The sequence below is a fragment of the Halobiforma nitratireducens JCM 10879 genome (assembly GCF_000337895.1).
GTDB classification, from domain to species: Archaea; Halobacteriota; Halobacteria; order Halobacteriales; family Natrialbaceae; genus Natronobacterium; species Natronobacterium nitratireducens.
Window position 1 is genome coordinate 226,410 of the sequence record NZ_AOMA01000063.1, and the last position, 16,615, is coordinate 243,024.

Sequence of the window (16,615 nt, forward strand, 5' to 3'; positions counted from 1 at the left end):
TCGTCTCACCGGGGTCGTCGTTTTCGTTTTTCCGTCGAATCCCGCCGCAGCCGGCCGTATCGGCCAGTAGCGTTAAGTATCGATACATTGTCCTCTCGAGTGATATGTCGGGCATTCCCTCGAGCGAGCGGGAGACGGCGGGTGGTGACGGGCCCGGGCAACCCGTCCGCTACGACGCCGACACGGGAACGTACCGTACCTGGTGTGAGATCGGGGAGTACGAACCCGTGAGTACTGCTCTCGTCACCGCGATTTCGGAGATTCGAGGCACTGAACCGGACGAACTCGATCCGCTTCCGTCGGCCGTCGATCCTGACGCCCTCAACTCGCTGGTCGGTCACTGGCAAGACAGCGAGACCGGCGCGGTCGGCGCGATTTCGTTTACCTTCGCGGAGTGTGAGGTGACGGTTCGGTCCAACGGCGAAATCGTGATCGACGCCGAGGGTGTCTCGTCGTCCGTTTGACTGGCGGTGCTACCCGTCGTCGACCCTCTCGAGGACGACCCGATCGCCGGCCGAGAGGCCGAACGCGTCGTCGCCCCGGCCCTGATTGACGTCGAGTTCGACGTAGCCGTGGCTGCCGACCGTCGCGAGTCGCTCTCCGACGCCGACGGCGGCGAACGTCTCACCGACGGGCACGACCTCGCCGTTTGCCTCGATCCGATCACGATCCGCGAGGAACGGGCCGGGGACGTTCGTGATCGCGTTCCCGAAGTCGTCGACGACTAGCACCTCCCCGACCGCACGATCCGCGTCGGCGGGGGAGTCGGCCGGCTCGAGGGTCGGTTCGGGGAGCGTGAGGTCGACGGACGCCTCGGCTGGCCGGAGAACCGACAGCTCGGCCAGTGTCTCGTGATCGGCGTCGTGAACGGCTGCGGCGGCGGGTGCAAACACGTCCCGGCCGTGGAAGGTGTTGCTCGCGGGCCCACGGTCACGGTCGCGTCCGCCATCGTCATCGTCGCTCCCGAGTGCTGCACGGGGCGTCGTTCCGGTTCCTGTCGGCTCGACGGACTCGAGGCGCGTCTCTTCGATTACGTAGCCCTCACGGTCGTCGGCAGGCGCGAGTCGGCGTGCGGCCGGGAGCAAGACGCCGTTGTCCGGTCCGACGAGGACGTGGTCGCCGGCCCGGACGACGATCGCATTCCGGTCGGTGCCGACGCCCGGATCGACGACGACGAGGTGGGTCGCCGGGGGGAAGTACGGAAGCACTTCGCGCAGCCAGAAGGCCGCCGCACGGACGTCCTGTCGCGGGAAGTCGTGGGCAACGTCGACCAGCCGGGCGTCGGTTCGCTGGCAGAGCACGCCCTTCATCGCCGCCGGATACGGACTCCCGAAATCGGTCGCGATCGTGATCATACGCGTCCATACGCGTCGGTCATCAAAAGTCGCCGCGGCTCACGATTGCCGTCGCTTGAGCTGTCAGTTCCGGCTGATCGGCTCCCACGACTGGAGTCGTGGGGCTCCGTCACGGACGGAAGTCCCACGAGCCGGAGGGCTCACGCCCGTTCGGTTCCTCGAACGACTTGCGTTCTGGGTCGGGCCAGTACGACCCCCGGGCGAGATAGCGGAGTCGATCGCAGACCGGTCGTCAGGCGAGCCAGTGTGACGGTCGAAACTCCGTCCCGTCATCTCCGGGGCCCGATCGAGATCGAGATAATCGTAAGCACACTCCTATCAAAAACACTGTCATGGTTACCCCGGACCGGTAATCGTTCTAGACCTTATTAATCAGGCGTTTGACTGACTCGTATGGTCCGAACGCTCGTCGTTGCGGGCGTGGTAGTGGTCGCTGTTATTTTGGCGCTAGGCGTCGCGTCAGCCGCCGGGACCGGCCACGAGGGGGTCGAGCAGTTCGACGCTACCGACACGGTGACGATGACCGACCCCGGGTTCGAGTCGGCCGCAGCCGAGCGAGCGGGAACCTTCCTCGAGAGCATCGAACCCAGTATCGTACAGTCCGATAGCGATCGGCCCGACCCCGACCCGATCCCGTTCGTGATCGAGCGCATCAACGGTGAGGACCCCGACCAGGTGAACGAGGTCGCGTTCCACCGAGGCGAATCGATCGTCGTCGAACTCGAGGGGATCGATCCCGGTGAGAAACGGGTTATGGCCTCACTGAACGGAACCGATCTCGGTAGAGTCGACGAGAACGGAACGGTGTACCGCGACGATGCCGACCTCGAGAGAGGCGAATACACACTCACGCTCTCCCACACCGATCTCGGTGAGACCGAGTCAGCCAGTACCGACATCGAGATCGTTCGAACCGAAGCCGATCGCCCCGAGGTCGGTCCAGCCGACTTTTCCATCGCGTCCGTCAACGGAGAGGACCCCGATCAGGTGAACGAAGTGGCGTTCTCCCACGGCCAACCGATCGAGGTCGAACTCGAGGGGATCGACCCCGCCGAAACGCTTGTCACGGCGTCGATCGGCGACGAGGACGTCGGCCGAGTCGGTGCCGACGGGACGATTCACGACGCGGACGCCACGCTCACCACTGGAACGCATACGCTAACTATCAGTCATCGCGATGCGACGGTCACGACGGAACTCGAGATCGTCGCGACTGAGTCGGACAGAGACGAGGAGATCGATGAAAGCGAGAGCGGGAGCGGGAGCGAGGGTGATGTGGACGACGGTCCAGGTTCAGCCGACGAACAGGACGACGGGTCGAAAGCGACACCGGTCGAGGATCGGGACGCTGATACCGACGACGAGAAAGACGGGACGGAGACGGATGGGGCTCCCGGATTCGGACTCACTTCGGCTGTCACGGCACTCGTTGTCGGTATCGTTACGCTTCTGTGCCGTTCGCAGGCGTTCGATTCGAATTGATCTACTCCGATCCCGAATCAGAGTCGCTGACCATCTGAATGCGCTCGGTGCCGCCGATCTCGTCGACGACATCGACGACCGGTTCCGGGACCAGTGACTGCCAGTCACCACCGTTTATCATCCGTTCGCGAACCTCCGATCCCTCGAGGACTTCGCGGTTGAACATCGGCGACTGTCGGATTTCGATACCGGCCTCCCGGAAGAGCTGGATCACGAGCGGGTTGTTCGAATACGCGATGTCGAAGTCAGGACTCATGCTCTGGACGTGACTCACCCACACCGAGTTGCGCTCGAGGTCTTCGATCGGGACGGCGTAGGTCACCAGATCCATCTCGACCAGGGACTTGGTTATCATCATGATCCGTTCGCCCGCCGTGAACGGGTTCCGAACGGTGTGAGAGTCGTCAGCACTCCCGATACCCAACACGAGTTCGTCGACATCCTCGGCGATCCGTTCGATCATGTTGCGGTGGCCGTTGTGAAACGGCTGAAACCGGCCGATGTAGAACCCCCGCGTCATGACCGACACTCTTCGAGCCCGGCGCTTAAGCGTGGCGAGTTTCCGCTCGGCCAAGCGGCCACGGAGTGTGCCGGGTGAGATATTCGACTCATTAGGCAATCAGACTGATTCCTCGACCAGTTCCTATTTGCTGCTCTCGGGGTCTGTGAGTCCTGTTTTAACCAATCGACACCATGCTCCGCATGGAGAAAGTATATCAGTCGCAATCCCTTCGAATCAGGTACCGAACAGAGTTCTATGAGCAACGATACGAACGTTGACGACCCTCCTGAAGACGCCTCCGAGTCCGTCACCGATTCAGCGGCGGACGACCGGGAGCAAACGCAGGATCACGGCCCGGACGAGAGCCGTGATCGAGATCGAGAGCAGGGTCAGTCCCGATCCAACCCGGACCCGGACCCGGACCCGGACCCGGACCCGGACCCGGACCCCGACCCGGACCCGGACCCGGACCCGGACCCCGACCCCGACTCTCGCTCTCGCTCACCGGAGTCCGACGAGGACGACGAGCGTCAGGGAGTTCGGTCGCCGATCGAGGAGGACGGTGACCGGCCCGACGGGAATCCACCCGACGTGAACGAGTCGGGTCCGCGGTCGGCACTCGAGTCGGAGTCACCAGCCGACGAGAGCGACGACGGTAGCGACGACATCGAGACCGTCGAGGACCTCGGGAGCGAGGTCGATGTCGACCCAGGCGTCGAAATCGACGAGGAAAACGCCGAGGACGATCTACTCGGTGGTCTCCAGATCGATTCGACGGACGACATCGAGGTGCCCGATCGCCTCGTCGACCAGGTCATCGGTCAGGACGAAGCCCGAGACATCATCATCAAGGCGGCAAAGCAGCGTCGCCACGTCATGATGATCGGCTCGCCGGGGACCGGGAAGTCGATGCTGGCGAAGGCGATGAGTCAGCTCCTTCCCCAGGAGGATCTGCAGGACGTCTTGGTCTATCATAACCCCGACGACGGCAACGCACCGAAGGTGCGGACCGTCCCTGCGGGGAAGGGCGAACAGATCATTGACGCCCACAAGGAGGAAGCCCGCAAGCGCAACCAGATGCGATCGATCCTGATGTGGATCATCATCGCGATCGTCATCGGGTACGCGCTGCTGACTGCTAACATCCTGCTTGGTATCCTCGCGGCGGGTATCATCTGGCTGATCTTCCGGTACACGTCTCGCGGAACGGACGCGATGGTGCCGAACATGATCGTCGACAACGGCGATCAGCGCCAGGCCCCCTTCGAGGACGCGACCGGTGCTCACGCCGGTGCGCTGCTGGGCGACGTTCGCCACGACCCGTTCCAGTCCGGCGGCATGGAGACGCCCAGCCACGACCGCGTCGAGCCGGGCTCGATCCACAAGTCCAACAAGGGTGTGCTGTTCGTCGACGAGATCAACACGCTCGACATCCGCACCCAGCAGAAGCTGATGACGGCGATCCAGGAGGGCGAGTTCGCCATCACCGGACAGAGCGAACGCTCCTCGGGCGCGATGGTCCAGACAGAGCCCGTCCCCTGTGACTTCGTGATGATCGCGGCAGGGAACCTCGACGCGATGGAGAACATGCACCCTGCGCTTCGCAACCGCGTCAAGGGCTACGGGTACGAGGTCTACATGGACGACACCATCGAGGACACCCCCGAAATGCGCCGGAAGTACGCCCGGTTCGTCGCCCAGGAGGTCGAACGCGACGGCCGCCTGCCTCACTTCACCGACGACGCCGTCGAGGAACTCATCCTCGAGGCCAAGCGCCGCTCGGGTCGGAAGAACCACCTCACGCTGCACTTCCGTAGCCTCGGTGGGCTGGTCCGCGTCGCTGGCGACATCGCCCGCGCCGAGGACCGCGAGCACACCACTCGCGACGACGTGTTGCAGGCCAAACAGCGCTCCCGGTCGATCGAGCAACAGCTCGCCGACGACTACATCGAACGGCGCAAGGACTACGAGCTGCAGGTCACCGAAGAGGCCGTCGAAGGCCGCGTCAACGGCCTCGCGGTCATGGGTGAAGACTCGGGGATCATGCTGCCGGTCATGGCCGAAATCGCGCCCGCGCAGGGTGGCGGCCAGGTGATCGCCACCGGGAAGCTCCAGGAGATGGCCGAGGAATCGGTCCAGAACGTCTCGGCGATCATCAAGAAGTTCTCCGACGTCGACCTCTCGGAGAAAGACATCCACATCCAGTTCGTCCAGGCCGGCCAGCAGGGCGTCGACGGCGACTCCGCCTCGATCACGGTGGCGACGGCCGTTATCTCCGCCCTGGAGGACATCCCGATCGACCAGTCGGTCGCGATGACCGGCTCGCTGTCGGTTCGGGGCGACGTGCTTCCGGTCGGCGGCGTCACCCACAAGATCGAGGCCGCCGCAAAGGCCGGCTGTGACACGGTCATCATTCCGAAAGCGAACGAACAGGACGTGATGATCGAAGACGAGTACGAGGAGATGGTCGAGATCATCCCCTGTTCGAACATCAGCGAAGTGTTGGATGTCGCCCTCGAGGGTGAACCGAAGAAAGACTCGCTGGTCGACCGGCTCAAGCAGATCACCGGGACGGCGCTGGACCGCCAGCAGGCCGTCAGCGGGTCGAACCCGAGCCCACAGTAAGCGATGGCGGAGTGGACGACGTTCGCCGGTATTACGGGCGTCGTCCTCGTGTTGCTGCTCGTTTTATCCCATCTGACTCAATCCACGTTTGCCGACGGGAGTCCGGACAGCGACGGCGAACGTGGTGAGCGCGACCCAGCCATCGGGAGAGCGGAGAACGACGGAGCCGTCGATTCCGAACGATCCGACGACTCGCGCACTCGCGTCGACCTCGAGTCGGAGTCGATCGGTGCGGGCCGAACGACGGACACGACAGTCGATCCCGATGCCGGCCACGAACCACGACAGCGACCACGAGACAACGACCGATTACGGAACGGGAACGACGGCCTCGAGTCGGACCGCAGGGCCGAACCACGGCCACGGAAGAGAAACGAGATCGATCCCGAGTCGCTATCGACGGGGGCGCTACTAGCGAACGTCGCGCTCTCCCAGGGGTTGTTCGCGGTCGTGTTGATCGGGGCCGTCGTCTACACCGGAGTCCCACTCGAGGCGCTTGGAATCGAACTGTCGGCCGCGTACCTCGAGACCGGGTTGATCGTGGGCGTCGCCGCCGGTCTCGTCCTCTACGTCGGCAACGAGGTTGCGGCGGCGACGGCCACCCGCTTCGGGTTCGATCACGACGAGCAGTTACGGGAACTGCTCGCGCCGGAGTCGCTGCGGGGCTGGGCCGTGTTGCTCGTGGGCGTCCTTCCGATCATCGCCGTCTTCGAGGAACTGCTCTTTCGTGCGGCGCTGATCGGGGCGATGTCGGCCGGGTTCGGGATCGACCCCTGGCTGCTCGCGGTCCTTTCCTCGATCGCGTTCGGTATCGGCCACGGGATGCAGGGATCGGTCGGTATCGTCGTCACCGGTGTTCTCGGCTTCGTGCTGGCGGCGATCTTTATCCTCACCGGGAGCTTCCTCGTCGTGGTCGTCGCCCACTATCTCATCAATGCCCTCGAGTTCGTCGTCCACGAAGGACTGGGACTCGAGTGGACGGAGACACTCGAGGGGTGAGTGTGGCCAGATCGGGTTTGATCGACTTCCGGGTCCGAATCCGAGTCTGAGTCCGAGTCCGAGTCCGAGTCCAAGTCTATGTCCGAGTCCAAGTCTATGTCCGAGTCGGAGTTCGATTTCACTCTCGATCCCGTTCGTAGGCGACCCGAAATCCTCGAAAGCTAAGGGCCGGCCGTCCGATCGTCAGATATGAGCGTCACCGACAGTCCGGTATCGGAACGCGCGTATCGTTGGCTCTTCATCGGGGTCGTGCTCTACTTCCTGCTCGTCGCCTACAGCGCGACGGCAGGGGAACCCCTGGCGATGTACTCGGCGATTGCCTCGGCCGTCCTCTTCGGCGCGATCGCGATCGGCATGGGCGTCGTGTTGTACCGGGAGAGCGACGGCGATCCGTCGCCACTGCTGGGAGCGGCAGCGTGTCTGTTCGTGGGGGGTGTCCTCCAGTTCGTCTTCCTCGCGACAGGGCTTTTCGTCGTCGATCAGGCGGCCTCGCTCGCGGTCTTTGCGGGCGTCGGGCTATACCTCTATACGGTCTGGGTCCAGTAGCGAGACGAACGGCGAAATCGCAGTTACAGTCCTTCGAGCGATCGTAACTTCTGTTCGACCGCGGGCGGTGCGGCGCTTGGACCGTCCCGGACGCGGTGGTCGGGGATGAGGATCGGTGCGGGGTTCGCGTCGAGAGCCGTACGAACGAGGATCTGGTCGTCCTCGTCGTCCGGATCGAGCTCCGGCGTCATCCGGGTCAGTGACTCGACGCCCACCTGATCCCCGTACGGGATCTCCTGTACCCGTTCCAGAACGGCACGCTGATCGGTCGGAACGGTCAACGCGACCTGCACGTCGTCGAAGGTGATCTCCTCGAGTCCGTCGAGATACTCGAAGATTCGGTCGAGAACGGGCTGGTCACCTTCGGGCGGTTCCGTGGCCTCCTCGTCGGGGTGTTCCGGAAACGTGACGCGCAGGACGCGCCCGCTGGCAGCGCCAACTTGTACGTGACGATCGAGGTACGACGATTCTCGCGTGTAGATGCCAGCGTCGGTAACGTCCTCCATGATGCGGCGTAGGGGATAGGGGCATGAATATTCGCCGGTCTCGTTGGCTGGTTGACCGACGACGAACGGTCGATGCGCAAGGTTTTTGTACATATGAGTACGTCGATGTACAATAATGAACTCCGATGAGGCGCTCGCCCCCGCGGTGGAGTCGATCCTCGAGGCCGCCGCGGAGCGTCCCGGCGGCGACGAGCCGATCGACGTCGCCGCGCGGTCGCTGCGCGACGCCATCGAACGGGCGGAGAGCGATGGACGCGTCCCCGTGATCGCCGAAATAAAGCCGACGAGTCCGACCGCCGACGGAACCCGCGAGGCCGATCCCGTCGAACTCGCCGAGGCGATGGTCGACGGCGGCGCGGCAGCGCTCTCGGTGCTCACCGAGCCTACCCACTTCGACGGCTCGCCGGAGGCGCTGCGACGCGTTCGCGAGGCGGTCGAGGTCCCAGTGCTCCGCAAGGACTTCCTCTGTCGAGAAGCACAACTAGACGTGGTCGAGGCCGACCTCGCGTTGCTCATCGCCAGGTTCGTCGACGACCTCGAGGGGCTCGTCGCCGCGGCCCGCGAGCGTGGGTTCCAGCCGCTCGTCGAGGTCCACGACGCGGCCGAACTCGAGGCCGCACTCGGGGCCGGTGCCGAACTGATCGGAGTCAACAACCGCGACCTGGGGCGTCTCGAGGTCGATCTGGCGACCTTCGAGTCGGTCGCTCCCCGCGCACCCGAGGACGTGACGCTGATCGCCGAGAGCGGTGTCTCGACTCCGGCGGATGTCCGCCGGATGCGGGCGGCGGGAGCGGACGCGTTGCTGATCGGGAGCGCGATCATGGATCACGGGACGTGTGGCGAGGTCGATGTCGCCGCGAACGTCCAGGAGTTGACCGGCGCGGAAACCGAGCGTGCGGGCGAGACGACGAACGACGGTGAGAACGCATGAGTACGGGAGATCAGGAACGGACCCACGAGACGACGGAATCGAATCGAGACGACCGCAACACCGGCAAACGAGACGCTGACGCCACGTTCGGCGGCGACTACGGCGGCCAGTACGTCCCCGAGGCGCTGATGCCCGCCCTGCAGGAACTCGAGGACGCCTACGAGCGGTACGTCCTCGAGAACGAGGACGGGTTCATGGACGAGTTCCGGGAGCGGATGCGCGAGTTCGGCGGGCGGCCGACGCCGCTCCAGCGTGCCGATCGGCTGAGCGAGCGCTACGACCGCGAGATATATCTCAAACGGGAGGACCTGCTTCACGGCGGGGCACACAAACTGAACAACGCGCTCGGGCAGGTCCTGCTCGCCAAGTACATGGGCAAAGAGCGGATCATCGCCGAAACCGGAGCCGGCCAGCACGGGACGGCGACGGCGATGGCGGCGGCCCACCTCGACATGCCCTGTGAGATCTACATGGGGCGGACCGACATCAATCGCCAGCGGCCGAACGTCTACCGGATGCGGATGAACGGCGCGGAGGTAAACCCCGTCACCGCGGGGTCGGGAACGCTGAAGGAAGCGATCAACGAGACGATGCGCGACTGGGCGACCACCGTCGAGAACACCCACTACGTCATCGGCTCCATCGTCGGTCCGCACCCGTTCCCGAAGCTCGTCCGGGATTTCCAGTCGGTGATCGGTGAGGAAACCCGCCGGCAGATCCAAGAGCAGGCGGGACGGCTCCCCGACAGCGTCGTCGCCTGCGCGGGCGGTGGCTCGAACACGATGGGGACGTTTCACGCGTTCGTTCCGGACGAGGACGTCGCTCTGTACGCCGTCGAGGCCGGCGGCTCGAGTCTGCAGATCGACGTCGAGGAAGGGCTCGCGCCCAACTCCGCGACGCTGTCGACGGGGACCGACGGCGTGCTCCACGGTGCGATGACGAAACTCCTCCAGAGCGAGGAGGGACAGATCGTCGAATCCCACAGCGTCAGTGCCGGGCTGGACTACGCGGGCGTCGGCCCAGAACTCGCCCACCTGGTCGACTCGGATCGCGTGACGCCCGTCAACGTCGACGACGACGCCGCGTTGAACGGCTTCCACCGGCTGTCGAATCTCGAGGGGATCATCCCGGCCCTGGAGTCGAGTCACGCGCTGGGCTATCTCGAGCGGACGGCGGGGCCCGACGCGGAGACCACGAGCCACGACGAACTCGGCGACCTCGTCGTCGTCAACGTCTCCGGCCGCGGCGACAAGGACCTCGAGACGGTCCTCGAGGAGACGGAGAAGCGTGATCTCGAGGCAGCCCCCGACGTGGAGGTGTTCGACGGATGAGTGGCGATCCGGCGGCGGCCGACAGCGAGGTCGAGGCCGCGATCAGACGGAACCGGCCCGCGCTCATCACGTACATCACCGCGGGCGATCCGTCCCTCGAAGACACCAAGGAGTACGTCGAGGCCCTCGACCGCGGCGGCTCCGACCTGATCGAACTCGGCTTGCCGTTCTCGGAGCCGATCGCCGAAGGATCGACGATCCAGGCGGCGATCAACCGCGCGCTCGCGGCCGGAACCACGCCCGAGGGGTTCTTCGAGTTGGTCGAGGACCTCGAGACGGAGGCACCGCTGCTGGTGATGACCTACTACAACATGATCCTCCAGTACGAGAGAAGCGAGGCGTCACGCGCCTCGGGCGAGCGAGCGGTGAACCCGCGAGACGAGCCGGACGTTCGGCCCTTCGTCGAACGCGCCGCCGACGCCGGTCTCTCGGGTATCATCGTCCCCGACCTCCCCGCCGAAGAGGCCGACCCGCTGCGGGAGGCCTGCAACGACCACGGGCTCGATCTCGTCTGTATCGTCGCGCCGACGACCGAGGGCGAGCGCCTCGAGCGTATCATGTCCCAGGTGTCGGGCTTTGCATACGTACAGGCCCGTCTGGGTACGACCGGAGCGCGGGCGAACGTCTCTGTGGCGACCCACGACAGCCTCGCCCGACTCTCGAAGTACGACGTGCCAAAGGCCGTCGGCTTTGGCGTCAGCGAGGGCGACCACGCGGCCGAGATCGTCGAGGCCGGTGCCGACGGCGTCATCGTCGGCAGCGCGCTGGTAGATATCATTGCCGAGCACGGCGCGGGTGAGGAGAACGGGGACGCTCCCGCGGCCGACGCACTCGAGGCAAAAGCGGCCGAGCTCAAGCGCGGCGCGGTTCGCGGCGCGGAGTCTGTCACGGACGATCCGGAAGTTACACCGGAACCAGAACAGCCATAACGACGAGCTTGCTACACCATCACAATGACTACCACCGGAACACAGGCACGACTCGAGCGGATCGGTACAGACGGAAACTACGTCATCGTCCCGATGGACCACGGCATCACGCTGGGTGCTGTACAGGGGCTGAAAGACATCGAATCGACGATCGACGGCGTCACTCGCGGCGGTGCTGACGCCGTCCTCACGCAGAAGGGGATCGCCCCCCGCGTTCACGACCACAAGAACGGGCAGGGGTACATCGTCCACCTCAACGCGTCGACGACGATCGGTCCCGACGAGCGGGACAAACGGATGACCGGGACCGTCGAGGAGGCGATCCGAGCCGGCGCTGACGCCGTCTCCTTCCACATCAACGTCGGTTCCGACCACGAGCCCGACCAGATTACCCAGCTGTCAGAGGTGACGGCGGCCGCGGATCAGTTCGGCATTCCCGTCCTCGCGATGGCCTACGCACGCGGCCCCGGTGTCGACTCCGAGGACCCCGAGGCGCTGGGTCACGCGGTCCGACTCGCCGAAGAAGTCGGCGCGGACCTGGTCAAGACTGGCTACAGCGGCGACGCCGAGAGTTTCCAGCACGTCGTCGAGTCCACGCGACTCCCGGTCGTCATCGCCGGCGGCTCGAAAGGGACCGACCGCGAGACGATCGAGATGGTCCGTGGCGTGATGGACGCCGGTGGCTCCGGCGTCTCGATGGGACGCTCGATTTTCCAGCACGAGGACCCCGAAGCGATCGCACGCGCGGTCTCGGGTGTCGTCCACGAGGATCTCTCGACCGACGACGCACTTCGGGAGTCGGGGCTGGCGCTCGAGGTCTGAAACCACTCTGTTTCTCGCTGCGGACAGTTCTCCCTTGGTTCGGTGTCGATCGGGTTCCCCGGTAGTGGATACTGGATCGCCCCGGCCCCACGAACGTGACTGTTCACCTGCCGGTCCAAGCTTCAACCGTGGGGCCGGTGTAGGGGCCACAGTCAGAGGGGTTTCGATGACGGACAATTCAGAACACGACCACGAGTACGACTCGATACCGGGCGTCTCGAGCGACGAACTGGACAGGCTGCCGGAGGACGCCGACGGGCCGATCGACGCGGCCGTGGCGGTCGCACTGGGGGATCGACTGCCGAGCGGAGCCGACGCGGCGGCTGCGGTCGGCGGCGGCCTCCTGGTGCTGTCGGCACTGCGTTCACTGCGACGCGGCCAGCTACGGGCGATTCCCAAGGCCGCAGGCGGTGTCGGACTGCTCGCATACGCGTTCGCCGGCTCGAGCGAAGACGACGGGGGTGACGTCGGAACCTTCGAGCCCGACGTGAGCGATGTCGCGAGCGGAACGGAGGGAAAGACGACCACCGACCAGGCCCACGCGGCCGGGACCCGACCCGAACACGGTCGCGGCCCCCGCGTCGAAGACGACGGTTCTCTCGGTGATGACGACGGGTCCCGCACCGGGACCGGGATCGAGTTTACCGACGACGGGGAGGCGGAGCCGCGTTCTAAACCCGGGATCGACGAGGAACACGATCCCAGGCGGAACGTCGCCGACGACGAGGACGAGGGCGTTCAGATCGACGTCTCGGACACGGCGATGGCCGACGAGGCTTCCGAGGCGGCCGGGCCGGACCCCGAACAGGCCCAACCGGCCCAGACCGACGCGACCGAACCCGAAGAGACCCCGGAAGAGGACGCCTCACACATGAAAGTCGAGCCGGACGAAGACCCAGACGACGAAGGAACAGCAGAAGCCGCCGGCGACGAGGACGAGGGCGACGCTGACGACGAGTAAGCAACCGCTCGAGTGCTCCGATCCGACGCCGTCCCGAACGTACGATCGTCGTATCGGCGTCACGCCGTCGCTAGCATCGACATGAGAGGGTCCTGGTACCGGACCGGCCACTACTACGCTCGAGAGCTTCGGCGGCGGCTCGCCCACTACGTCGACAAGCGACGGCACGGCTTTCGCCATCGCGGCTCGCTCGAGCGGGCCGCCGAGACGATCCTCNTGCCAGCCCGCTCAGAGATGTGTATAAGAGACAGGCTCGAGGCTTCGAGGCTGGGGGACACTTTCGTGGCGTCTGGCCCCGGGACCTCTGTTTCGCCGCCCGCGGGCTCGCGACTGCGGGGTATGCCGACGCAGTCGCCGAAACCGGGGAACGCGTCCTCGAGCGACTTTGTTCGGACGAGGTCTTCTACACGGACTTTCACGCCGATTACGCCGCCGCGACGCCGGCCGAGGGGGTCGACACGTTCCCGGCACTCGTGTTGCTTCTCGCCGCGTGCGGCCGACTGCAGGATCGGGCCGGGGCAGTCGCCGCTCTGGCCGACCGCCACCGCGAGGCGTTCGTCGATCCGGCAACGGCGCTCGTCACTGGACGCGGGAGTTCGTGGTGGGACTCGGCGGCCGAGCCCCGGGAGGGGTACAACACCGTGATGTTGCTCGCCGCAACCGAGCGGCTCGAGGACCGTGGGATCGAGACGACGTTCACCGGCGAGTCGGCGACGATCCGTGCGGCGCTCCGATCGCGGTTGTGGAACGGCGACTACGTCGACGAGCGACGCGGGTCGTCGGTGCTCGCCTGCGACGCCAACGTCGCGGCGCTGTACTTCGGCGTTGTCGACGACGAACGGGCAGGATCGATCGCCGACTCGCTCGCGGACCTCGAAACGACGGTCGGACTCCGGATGCGGGCACGCCCGTTCGCACCGAGCAACGTCCACCCTTTCTTCCTCCTGCATCGGGATTACCACTACCACGTCTGGCCCTGGAACAGCCTCGCGTACGCCGTCGGCCTCGCGGTGTACGGGTTCGAGGAGCGAGCGACTCGTGAGGTCCGACGGATAGAACGGCTGCTGGCTCCCTACGGTAACTTCCTCGAGGTGTGTACGCTCGGAGGGGAACCGTACGTCAAGCGCGGCTACGCGAGCGCGGAGGATTTCACCGTCGCAGCGGCGCTGTGGTCGGAGTTTCGACAGCGGTTCGGCCTGCCGTCCTGACTCCCGCACCCATTCGCGGCAGTGACACTCTCGCACATCCCGGAAAACCCTCATTTCTTCGACAGTCGTACGGTGACAGCAACCGCGTCAATTCTATCAGTGGCGCGTCGGGGATCGACATGAGTGAGACACCACAGCGCGAACGCGAACGGCCGAGCATCGACCCCGAGTACGACCACCGTCGTGAGGACGGCATCGACGAGACACGGGTAGAGGAGTTGCTATCGGACTACTCGCTCGGCCGGGACGATCACGAGAACGCACCCGCGTTCGTGATCCGTCCGGACGACGTCCAGGAAGTGCTGACCCTGCTGCGGGGGGAGGCCGGATTCGATCACCTCTCGTGTATCACTCCCCAGGAGTACGAGGACCGCTACGAGTCGCTGTTGCATCTGACGAAGTACGACCAGCGCCAGCACGAGGTGACGCTGATCGTACAGTTGCCGAAGGGCGATCCAGTGTGTGAAAGCGCTGAGCCGGTCTTTCGGACGGCAGACTGGCACGAGCGGGAGGCCTACGACCTCGTCGGCATCGAGTACGAGGGACACCCGGACCTGCGGCGAATCCTGTTGCCCGACTCCTGGCAGGGACATCCCCTCTCGCTCGACTACGACCAGGACAAGCCACAGCTCGTCCGGTACGCCAAACACCGGAACCCGTTGCAGGAGGACCACCGTGATCCGGAGTCGAACACGATGTTGCTCAACATCGGTCCACATCATCCGGCCACCCACGGCGTGTTACACCTCAAGGCGATACTCGACGGGGAAACGGTCGCCGACGTCGACCCCGATGTCGGCTACCTGCATCGCTGTGAAGAGCAGATGTGCCAGCAGGGTACCTACCGTCATCAGATCATCCCCTACTCGAACCGGTGGGACTACACGGCCAACCTCCCCAACGAGTGGGCCGTCGCCCGTGCGATCGAGGACATTGCGGGTATCGAGGTCCCCGAGTACGCCCAGGTGTTGCGAACGATGGCAACCGAGTTCGGCCGAATGCTCGGTCACTTCCTCGCGCTCGGCACCTTCGCACTCGATGTCTACGGCGAGTTCACCGCCATCTTCCAGTACGCCTTCCGTGACCGCGAGGTCGTCCAGGACATCCTCGAGGACCTCACGGGCCAGCGGATGATGTTCTACTACTTCCGGCTCGGGGGCGTCTGCTGGGACCTCCCGCAGCCCCGCGAGGAGTTCATCGAGAAGTGTCGGGACTTCCTCGACGAGTTGCCGGCGAAGATCGACGAGTACCACGACCTCATCGTCACGAACGAGATTTTCCGACTGCGGACCGTCGACACCGGCGTCATCGAGCCCGACGTGGCCAAAGACTACGGCTGTACGGGGCCGGTCGCGCGCGGCTCCGGAGTCGACTATGACCTCCGGCGGGACGATCCGTACGGCTACTACGAACACCTCGACTGGGACGTGGTCACCCGCGACGGCTGTGACAACCACGCGCGCGTGCTCTGTCGGATGGAAGAAGTCGAGGAGTCCGCGAAGATCATCCAGCAGTGTCTCGACCTGCTCGAGGAGTGGCCCGAAGACGAGCGAACGGTCCAGAGCAACGTTCCACGGACGCTGAAGCCGGATGCCGACGTCGAGACCTACCGTGCGGTCGAATCTGCCAAGGGCGAACTCGGGATCTACATTCGGTCCGACGGGACGAACTCCCCCGCCCGCTTCAAGATACGCAGCCCGTGTTACCACAACCTCTCGGCGCTGCCCGAGATGGCCGAAGGCGGCTACGTGCCTGACCTGATCGCCTCGCTCGGGAGTCTAGATATCGTGCTGGGAAGCGTCGATCGTTGACTGGGCGTCGCAGTTACGGGCCGCTCTCCTCGAGGTAGTCGAGACACCGATCGCGCGCGACGAGGACGTGATCGGCCGTCTCGCCCGACGCTTCGGCTGCCAGTCCGTCGAGTTTCGCCGCGATTTCGGCGATCCGGTCGTCTTTCGGCCCAGGCTCGGACTGGGTCAGATGGCCGTCCTGTTCCTCGAACACGCCCGCGGTGATCGACTCGAGCTGTGATTTGACGGTGTGGTCAGCCCCGTCGGTCGCCAGCTGGAGACGTTCGCGGACGCGCTTGAGGTGTTCTTCGGGGTCGTGCTCGCGTCCAGTCTCAGCTTCGTCTCCACCCGCAGGCTCGCGCTCTCGATCGTCGGCCATACTCGCTGTCGAATCTCGAGCATAGTAGCCCCCAGGCCTGCCGGTGACGGCTGTCGACGGGCGGATCGACAACCGTAAGTGTACGACACCGGAGGCTCAGAACGAATGTCGTTCGATCGCTGGCGAGTGGGGCTCGCGGCCGTTTACTCTCGGTGGCGTGCCCTCGAGCGCGACTGGCAAAGCGTCGCCGTCGGCGCGGCAATCGTCGTCGCGACCGTCGCGCTCGAGATCAGGGTCCCCTGGTGAGTC

General features: G+C 65.1%; 17 protein-coding genes. 13 read left to right on the plus strand and 4 right to left on the minus strand.

Annotation, left to right across the window (positions count from 1 at the left end; all coding sequences use genetic code 11):
• The first annotated feature begins 104 nt into the window (after positions 1-104).
• Positions 105-464 carry a HalOD1 output domain-containing protein gene (locus C446_RS05710; protein ID WP_006672128.1) on the plus strand — a complete coding sequence of 120 codons (360 nt, stop codon included), beginning with the start codon at positions 105-107 and terminating at the stop codon, positions 462-464.
• Between the two features lie 9 nt (positions 465-473).
• Here C446_RS05710 and C446_RS05715 read toward each other — a convergent pair whose 3' ends face one another.
• Positions 474-1,355, minus strand: coding sequence for an SAM hydrolase/SAM-dependent halogenase family protein (locus tag C446_RS05715; protein ID WP_006672129.1), 882 nt, complete (start codon positions 1,353-1,355; stop codon positions 474-476).
• Between the two features lie 393 nt (positions 1,356-1,748).
• Between C446_RS05715 and C446_RS05720 the strand changes: the two genes are divergently transcribed.
• Positions 1,749-2,837: a hypothetical protein gene (locus C446_RS05720; protein WP_006672130.1), complete on the plus strand. Its 1,089-nt coding sequence runs from the start codon at positions 1,749-1,751 to the stop codon at positions 2,835-2,837.
• 1 nt (position 2,838) lies between these two features.
• On the opposite strand, the gene C446_RS05725 is transcribed toward C446_RS05720, so the two are convergent.
• Positions 2,839-3,357, minus strand: a complete 519-nt coding sequence (locus C446_RS05725) for a nicotinamide-nucleotide adenylyltransferase (protein ID WP_006672131.1) — start codon at positions 3,355-3,357, stop codon at positions 2,839-2,841.
• Positions 3,358-3,594: 237 nt separating this feature from the next.
• On the opposite strand from C446_RS05725, the gene lonB reads away from it, so the two are divergent.
• From lonB to C446_RS05740, 3 genes are all read left to right on the plus strand, one after another.
• On the plus strand, positions 3,595-5,964 hold the full coding sequence (lonB, locus tag C446_RS05730; RefSeq protein ID WP_006672132.1) for an ATP-dependent protease LonB: 2,370 nt from the start codon (positions 3,595-3,597) through the stop codon (positions 5,962-5,964).
• 3 nt (positions 5,965-5,967) lie between these two features.
• On the plus strand, positions 5,968-6,963 hold the full coding sequence (locus C446_RS05735; RefSeq protein WP_006672133.1) for a CPBP family intramembrane glutamic endopeptidase: 996 nt from the start codon (positions 5,968-5,970) through the stop codon (positions 6,961-6,963).
• A 189-nt stretch (positions 6,964-7,152) separates the two neighbouring features.
• Positions 7,153-7,509 (plus strand): hypothetical protein, encoded by a 357-nt coding sequence (locus C446_RS05740; RefSeq protein ID WP_006672134.1) that lies wholly within the window; start codon positions 7,153-7,155, stop codon positions 7,507-7,509.
• Between the two features lie 23 nt (positions 7,510-7,532).
• Here the strand turns inward: C446_RS05740 and C446_RS05745 are convergent, their stop codons facing one another.
• Positions 7,533-8,015, minus strand: a complete 483-nt coding sequence (locus tag C446_RS05745) for an MGMT family protein (RefSeq protein ID WP_006672135.1) — start codon at positions 8,013-8,015, stop codon at positions 7,533-7,535.
• 115 nt (positions 8,016-8,130) lie between these two features.
• Between C446_RS05745 and trpC the strand changes: the two genes are divergently transcribed.
• The 7 genes from trpC to C446_RS05780 all read left to right on the plus strand — a co-directional run bounded on the left by trpC (position 8,131) and on the right by C446_RS05780 (position 16,008).
• Positions 8,131-8,946 carry an indole-3-glycerol phosphate synthase gene (gene trpC, locus C446_RS05750; RefSeq protein ID WP_006672136.1) on the plus strand — a complete coding sequence of 272 codons (816 nt, stop codon included), beginning with the start codon at positions 8,131-8,133 and terminating at the stop codon, positions 8,944-8,946.
• The gene (gene trpB / locus C446_RS05755; RefSeq protein WP_006672137.1) at positions 8,943-10,277 is read left to right on the plus strand and encodes a tryptophan synthase subunit beta; all 1,335 of its coding nucleotides are present in this window, start codon (positions 8,943-8,945) and stop codon (positions 10,275-10,277) included. The genes trpC and trpB overlap by 4 nt, the downstream gene beginning before the upstream one ends.
• Complete coding sequence (gene trpA, locus C446_RS05760; protein WP_006672138.1) at positions 10,274-11,206, plus strand: tryptophan synthase subunit alpha; 933 nt, start codon at positions 10,274-10,276, stop codon at positions 11,204-11,206. Before trpB ends, trpA begins: the two co-directional genes overlap by 4 nt.
• 24 nt (positions 11,207-11,230) lie before the next feature.
• Complete coding sequence (locus C446_RS05765) at positions 11,231-12,028, plus strand: 2-amino-3,7-dideoxy-D-threo-hept-6-ulosonate synthase (RefSeq protein ID WP_006672139.1); 798 nt, start codon at positions 11,231-11,233, stop codon at positions 12,026-12,028.
• Between the two features lie 166 nt (positions 12,029-12,194).
• Positions 12,195-12,989, plus strand: coding sequence for a hypothetical protein (locus tag C446_RS05770; RefSeq protein ID WP_006672140.1), 795 nt, complete (start codon positions 12,195-12,197; stop codon positions 12,987-12,989).
• A 236-nt stretch (positions 12,990-13,225) separates the two neighbouring features.
• Entirely contained in the window at positions 13,226-14,197 is a 972-nt protein-coding gene (locus tag C446_RS05775) for a glucosidase family protein (RefSeq protein ID WP_006672141.1), read from the plus strand.
• A gap of 119 nt (positions 14,198-14,316) precedes the next feature.
• Positions 14,317-16,008, plus strand: a complete 1,692-nt coding sequence (locus C446_RS05780) for an NADH-quinone oxidoreductase subunit D (RefSeq protein ID WP_006672142.1) — start codon at positions 14,317-14,319, stop codon at positions 16,006-16,008.
• A gap of 13 nt (positions 16,009-16,021) precedes the next feature.
• Here C446_RS05780 and C446_RS05785 read toward each other — a convergent pair whose 3' ends face one another.
• Positions 16,022-16,366, minus strand: a complete 345-nt coding sequence (locus C446_RS05785; RefSeq protein ID WP_006672143.1) for a DUF7553 family protein — start codon at positions 16,364-16,366, stop codon at positions 16,022-16,024.
• Between the two features lie 105 nt (positions 16,367-16,471).
• Here C446_RS05785 and C446_RS19295 point away from each other — a divergent pair, with 105 nt between their 5' ends.
• Positions 16,472-16,612 (plus strand): hypothetical protein, encoded by a 141-nt coding sequence (locus tag C446_RS19295; RefSeq protein WP_006672144.1) that lies wholly within the window; start codon positions 16,472-16,474, stop codon positions 16,610-16,612.
• Positions 16,613-16,615: the final 3 nt, after the last annotated feature.

Bases quoted from the DNA above. Each gene is read 5' to 3' on its own strand.
- C446_RS05740 (WP_006672134.1), top strand. From the start codon at position 7,153: ATGAGCGTCACCGACAGTCCGGTATCGGAACGCGCGTATCGTTGGCTC.
- C446_RS19295 (WP_006672144.1), top strand. From the start codon at position 16,472: ATGTCGTTCGATCGCTGGCGAGTGGGGCTCGCGGCCGTTTACTCTCGG.
- C446_RS05785 (WP_006672143.1), bottom strand. From the start codon at position 16,366: ATGGCCGACGATCGAGAGCGCGAGCCTGCGGGTGGAGACGAAGCTGAG.
- C446_RS05720 (WP_006672130.1), top strand. From the start codon at position 1,749: ATGGTCCGAACGCTCGTCGTTGCGGGCGTGGTAGTGGTCGCTGTTATT.
- trpC (WP_006672136.1), top strand. From the start codon at position 8,131: ATGAACTCCGATGAGGCGCTCGCCCCCGCGGTGGAGTCGATCCTCGAG.
- C446_RS05770 (WP_006672140.1), top strand. From the start codon at position 12,195: ATGACGGACAATTCAGAACACGACCACGAGTACGACTCGATACCGGGC.
- C446_RS05715 (WP_006672129.1), bottom strand. From the start codon at position 1,355: ATGATCACGATCGCGACCGATTTCGGGAGTCCGTATCCGGCGGCGATG.
- C446_RS05710 (WP_006672128.1), top strand. From the start codon at position 105: ATGTCGGGCATTCCCTCGAGCGAGCGGGAGACGGCGGGTGGTGACGGG.
- C446_RS05765 (WP_006672139.1), top strand. From the start codon at position 11,231: ATGACTACCACCGGAACACAGGCACGACTCGAGCGGATCGGTACAGAC.
- C446_RS05780 (WP_006672142.1), top strand. From the start codon at position 14,317: ATGAGTGAGACACCACAGCGCGAACGCGAACGGCCGAGCATCGACCCC.
- lonB (WP_006672132.1), top strand. From the start codon at position 3,595: ATGAGCAACGATACGAACGTTGACGACCCTCCTGAAGACGCCTCCGAG.
- C446_RS05725 (WP_006672131.1), bottom strand. From the start codon at position 3,357: ATGACGCGGGGGTTCTACATCGGCCGGTTTCAGCCGTTTCACAACGGC.
- trpA (WP_006672138.1), top strand. From the start codon at position 10,274: ATGAGTGGCGATCCGGCGGCGGCCGACAGCGAGGTCGAGGCCGCGATC.
- trpB (WP_006672137.1), top strand. From the start codon at position 8,943: ATGAGTACGGGAGATCAGGAACGGACCCACGAGACGACGGAATCGAAT.
- C446_RS05745 (WP_006672135.1), bottom strand. From the start codon at position 8,015: ATGGAGGACGTTACCGACGCTGGCATCTACACGCGAGAATCGTCGTAC.
- C446_RS05735 (WP_006672133.1), top strand. From the start codon at position 5,968: ATGGCGGAGTGGACGACGTTCGCCGGTATTACGGGCGTCGTCCTCGTG.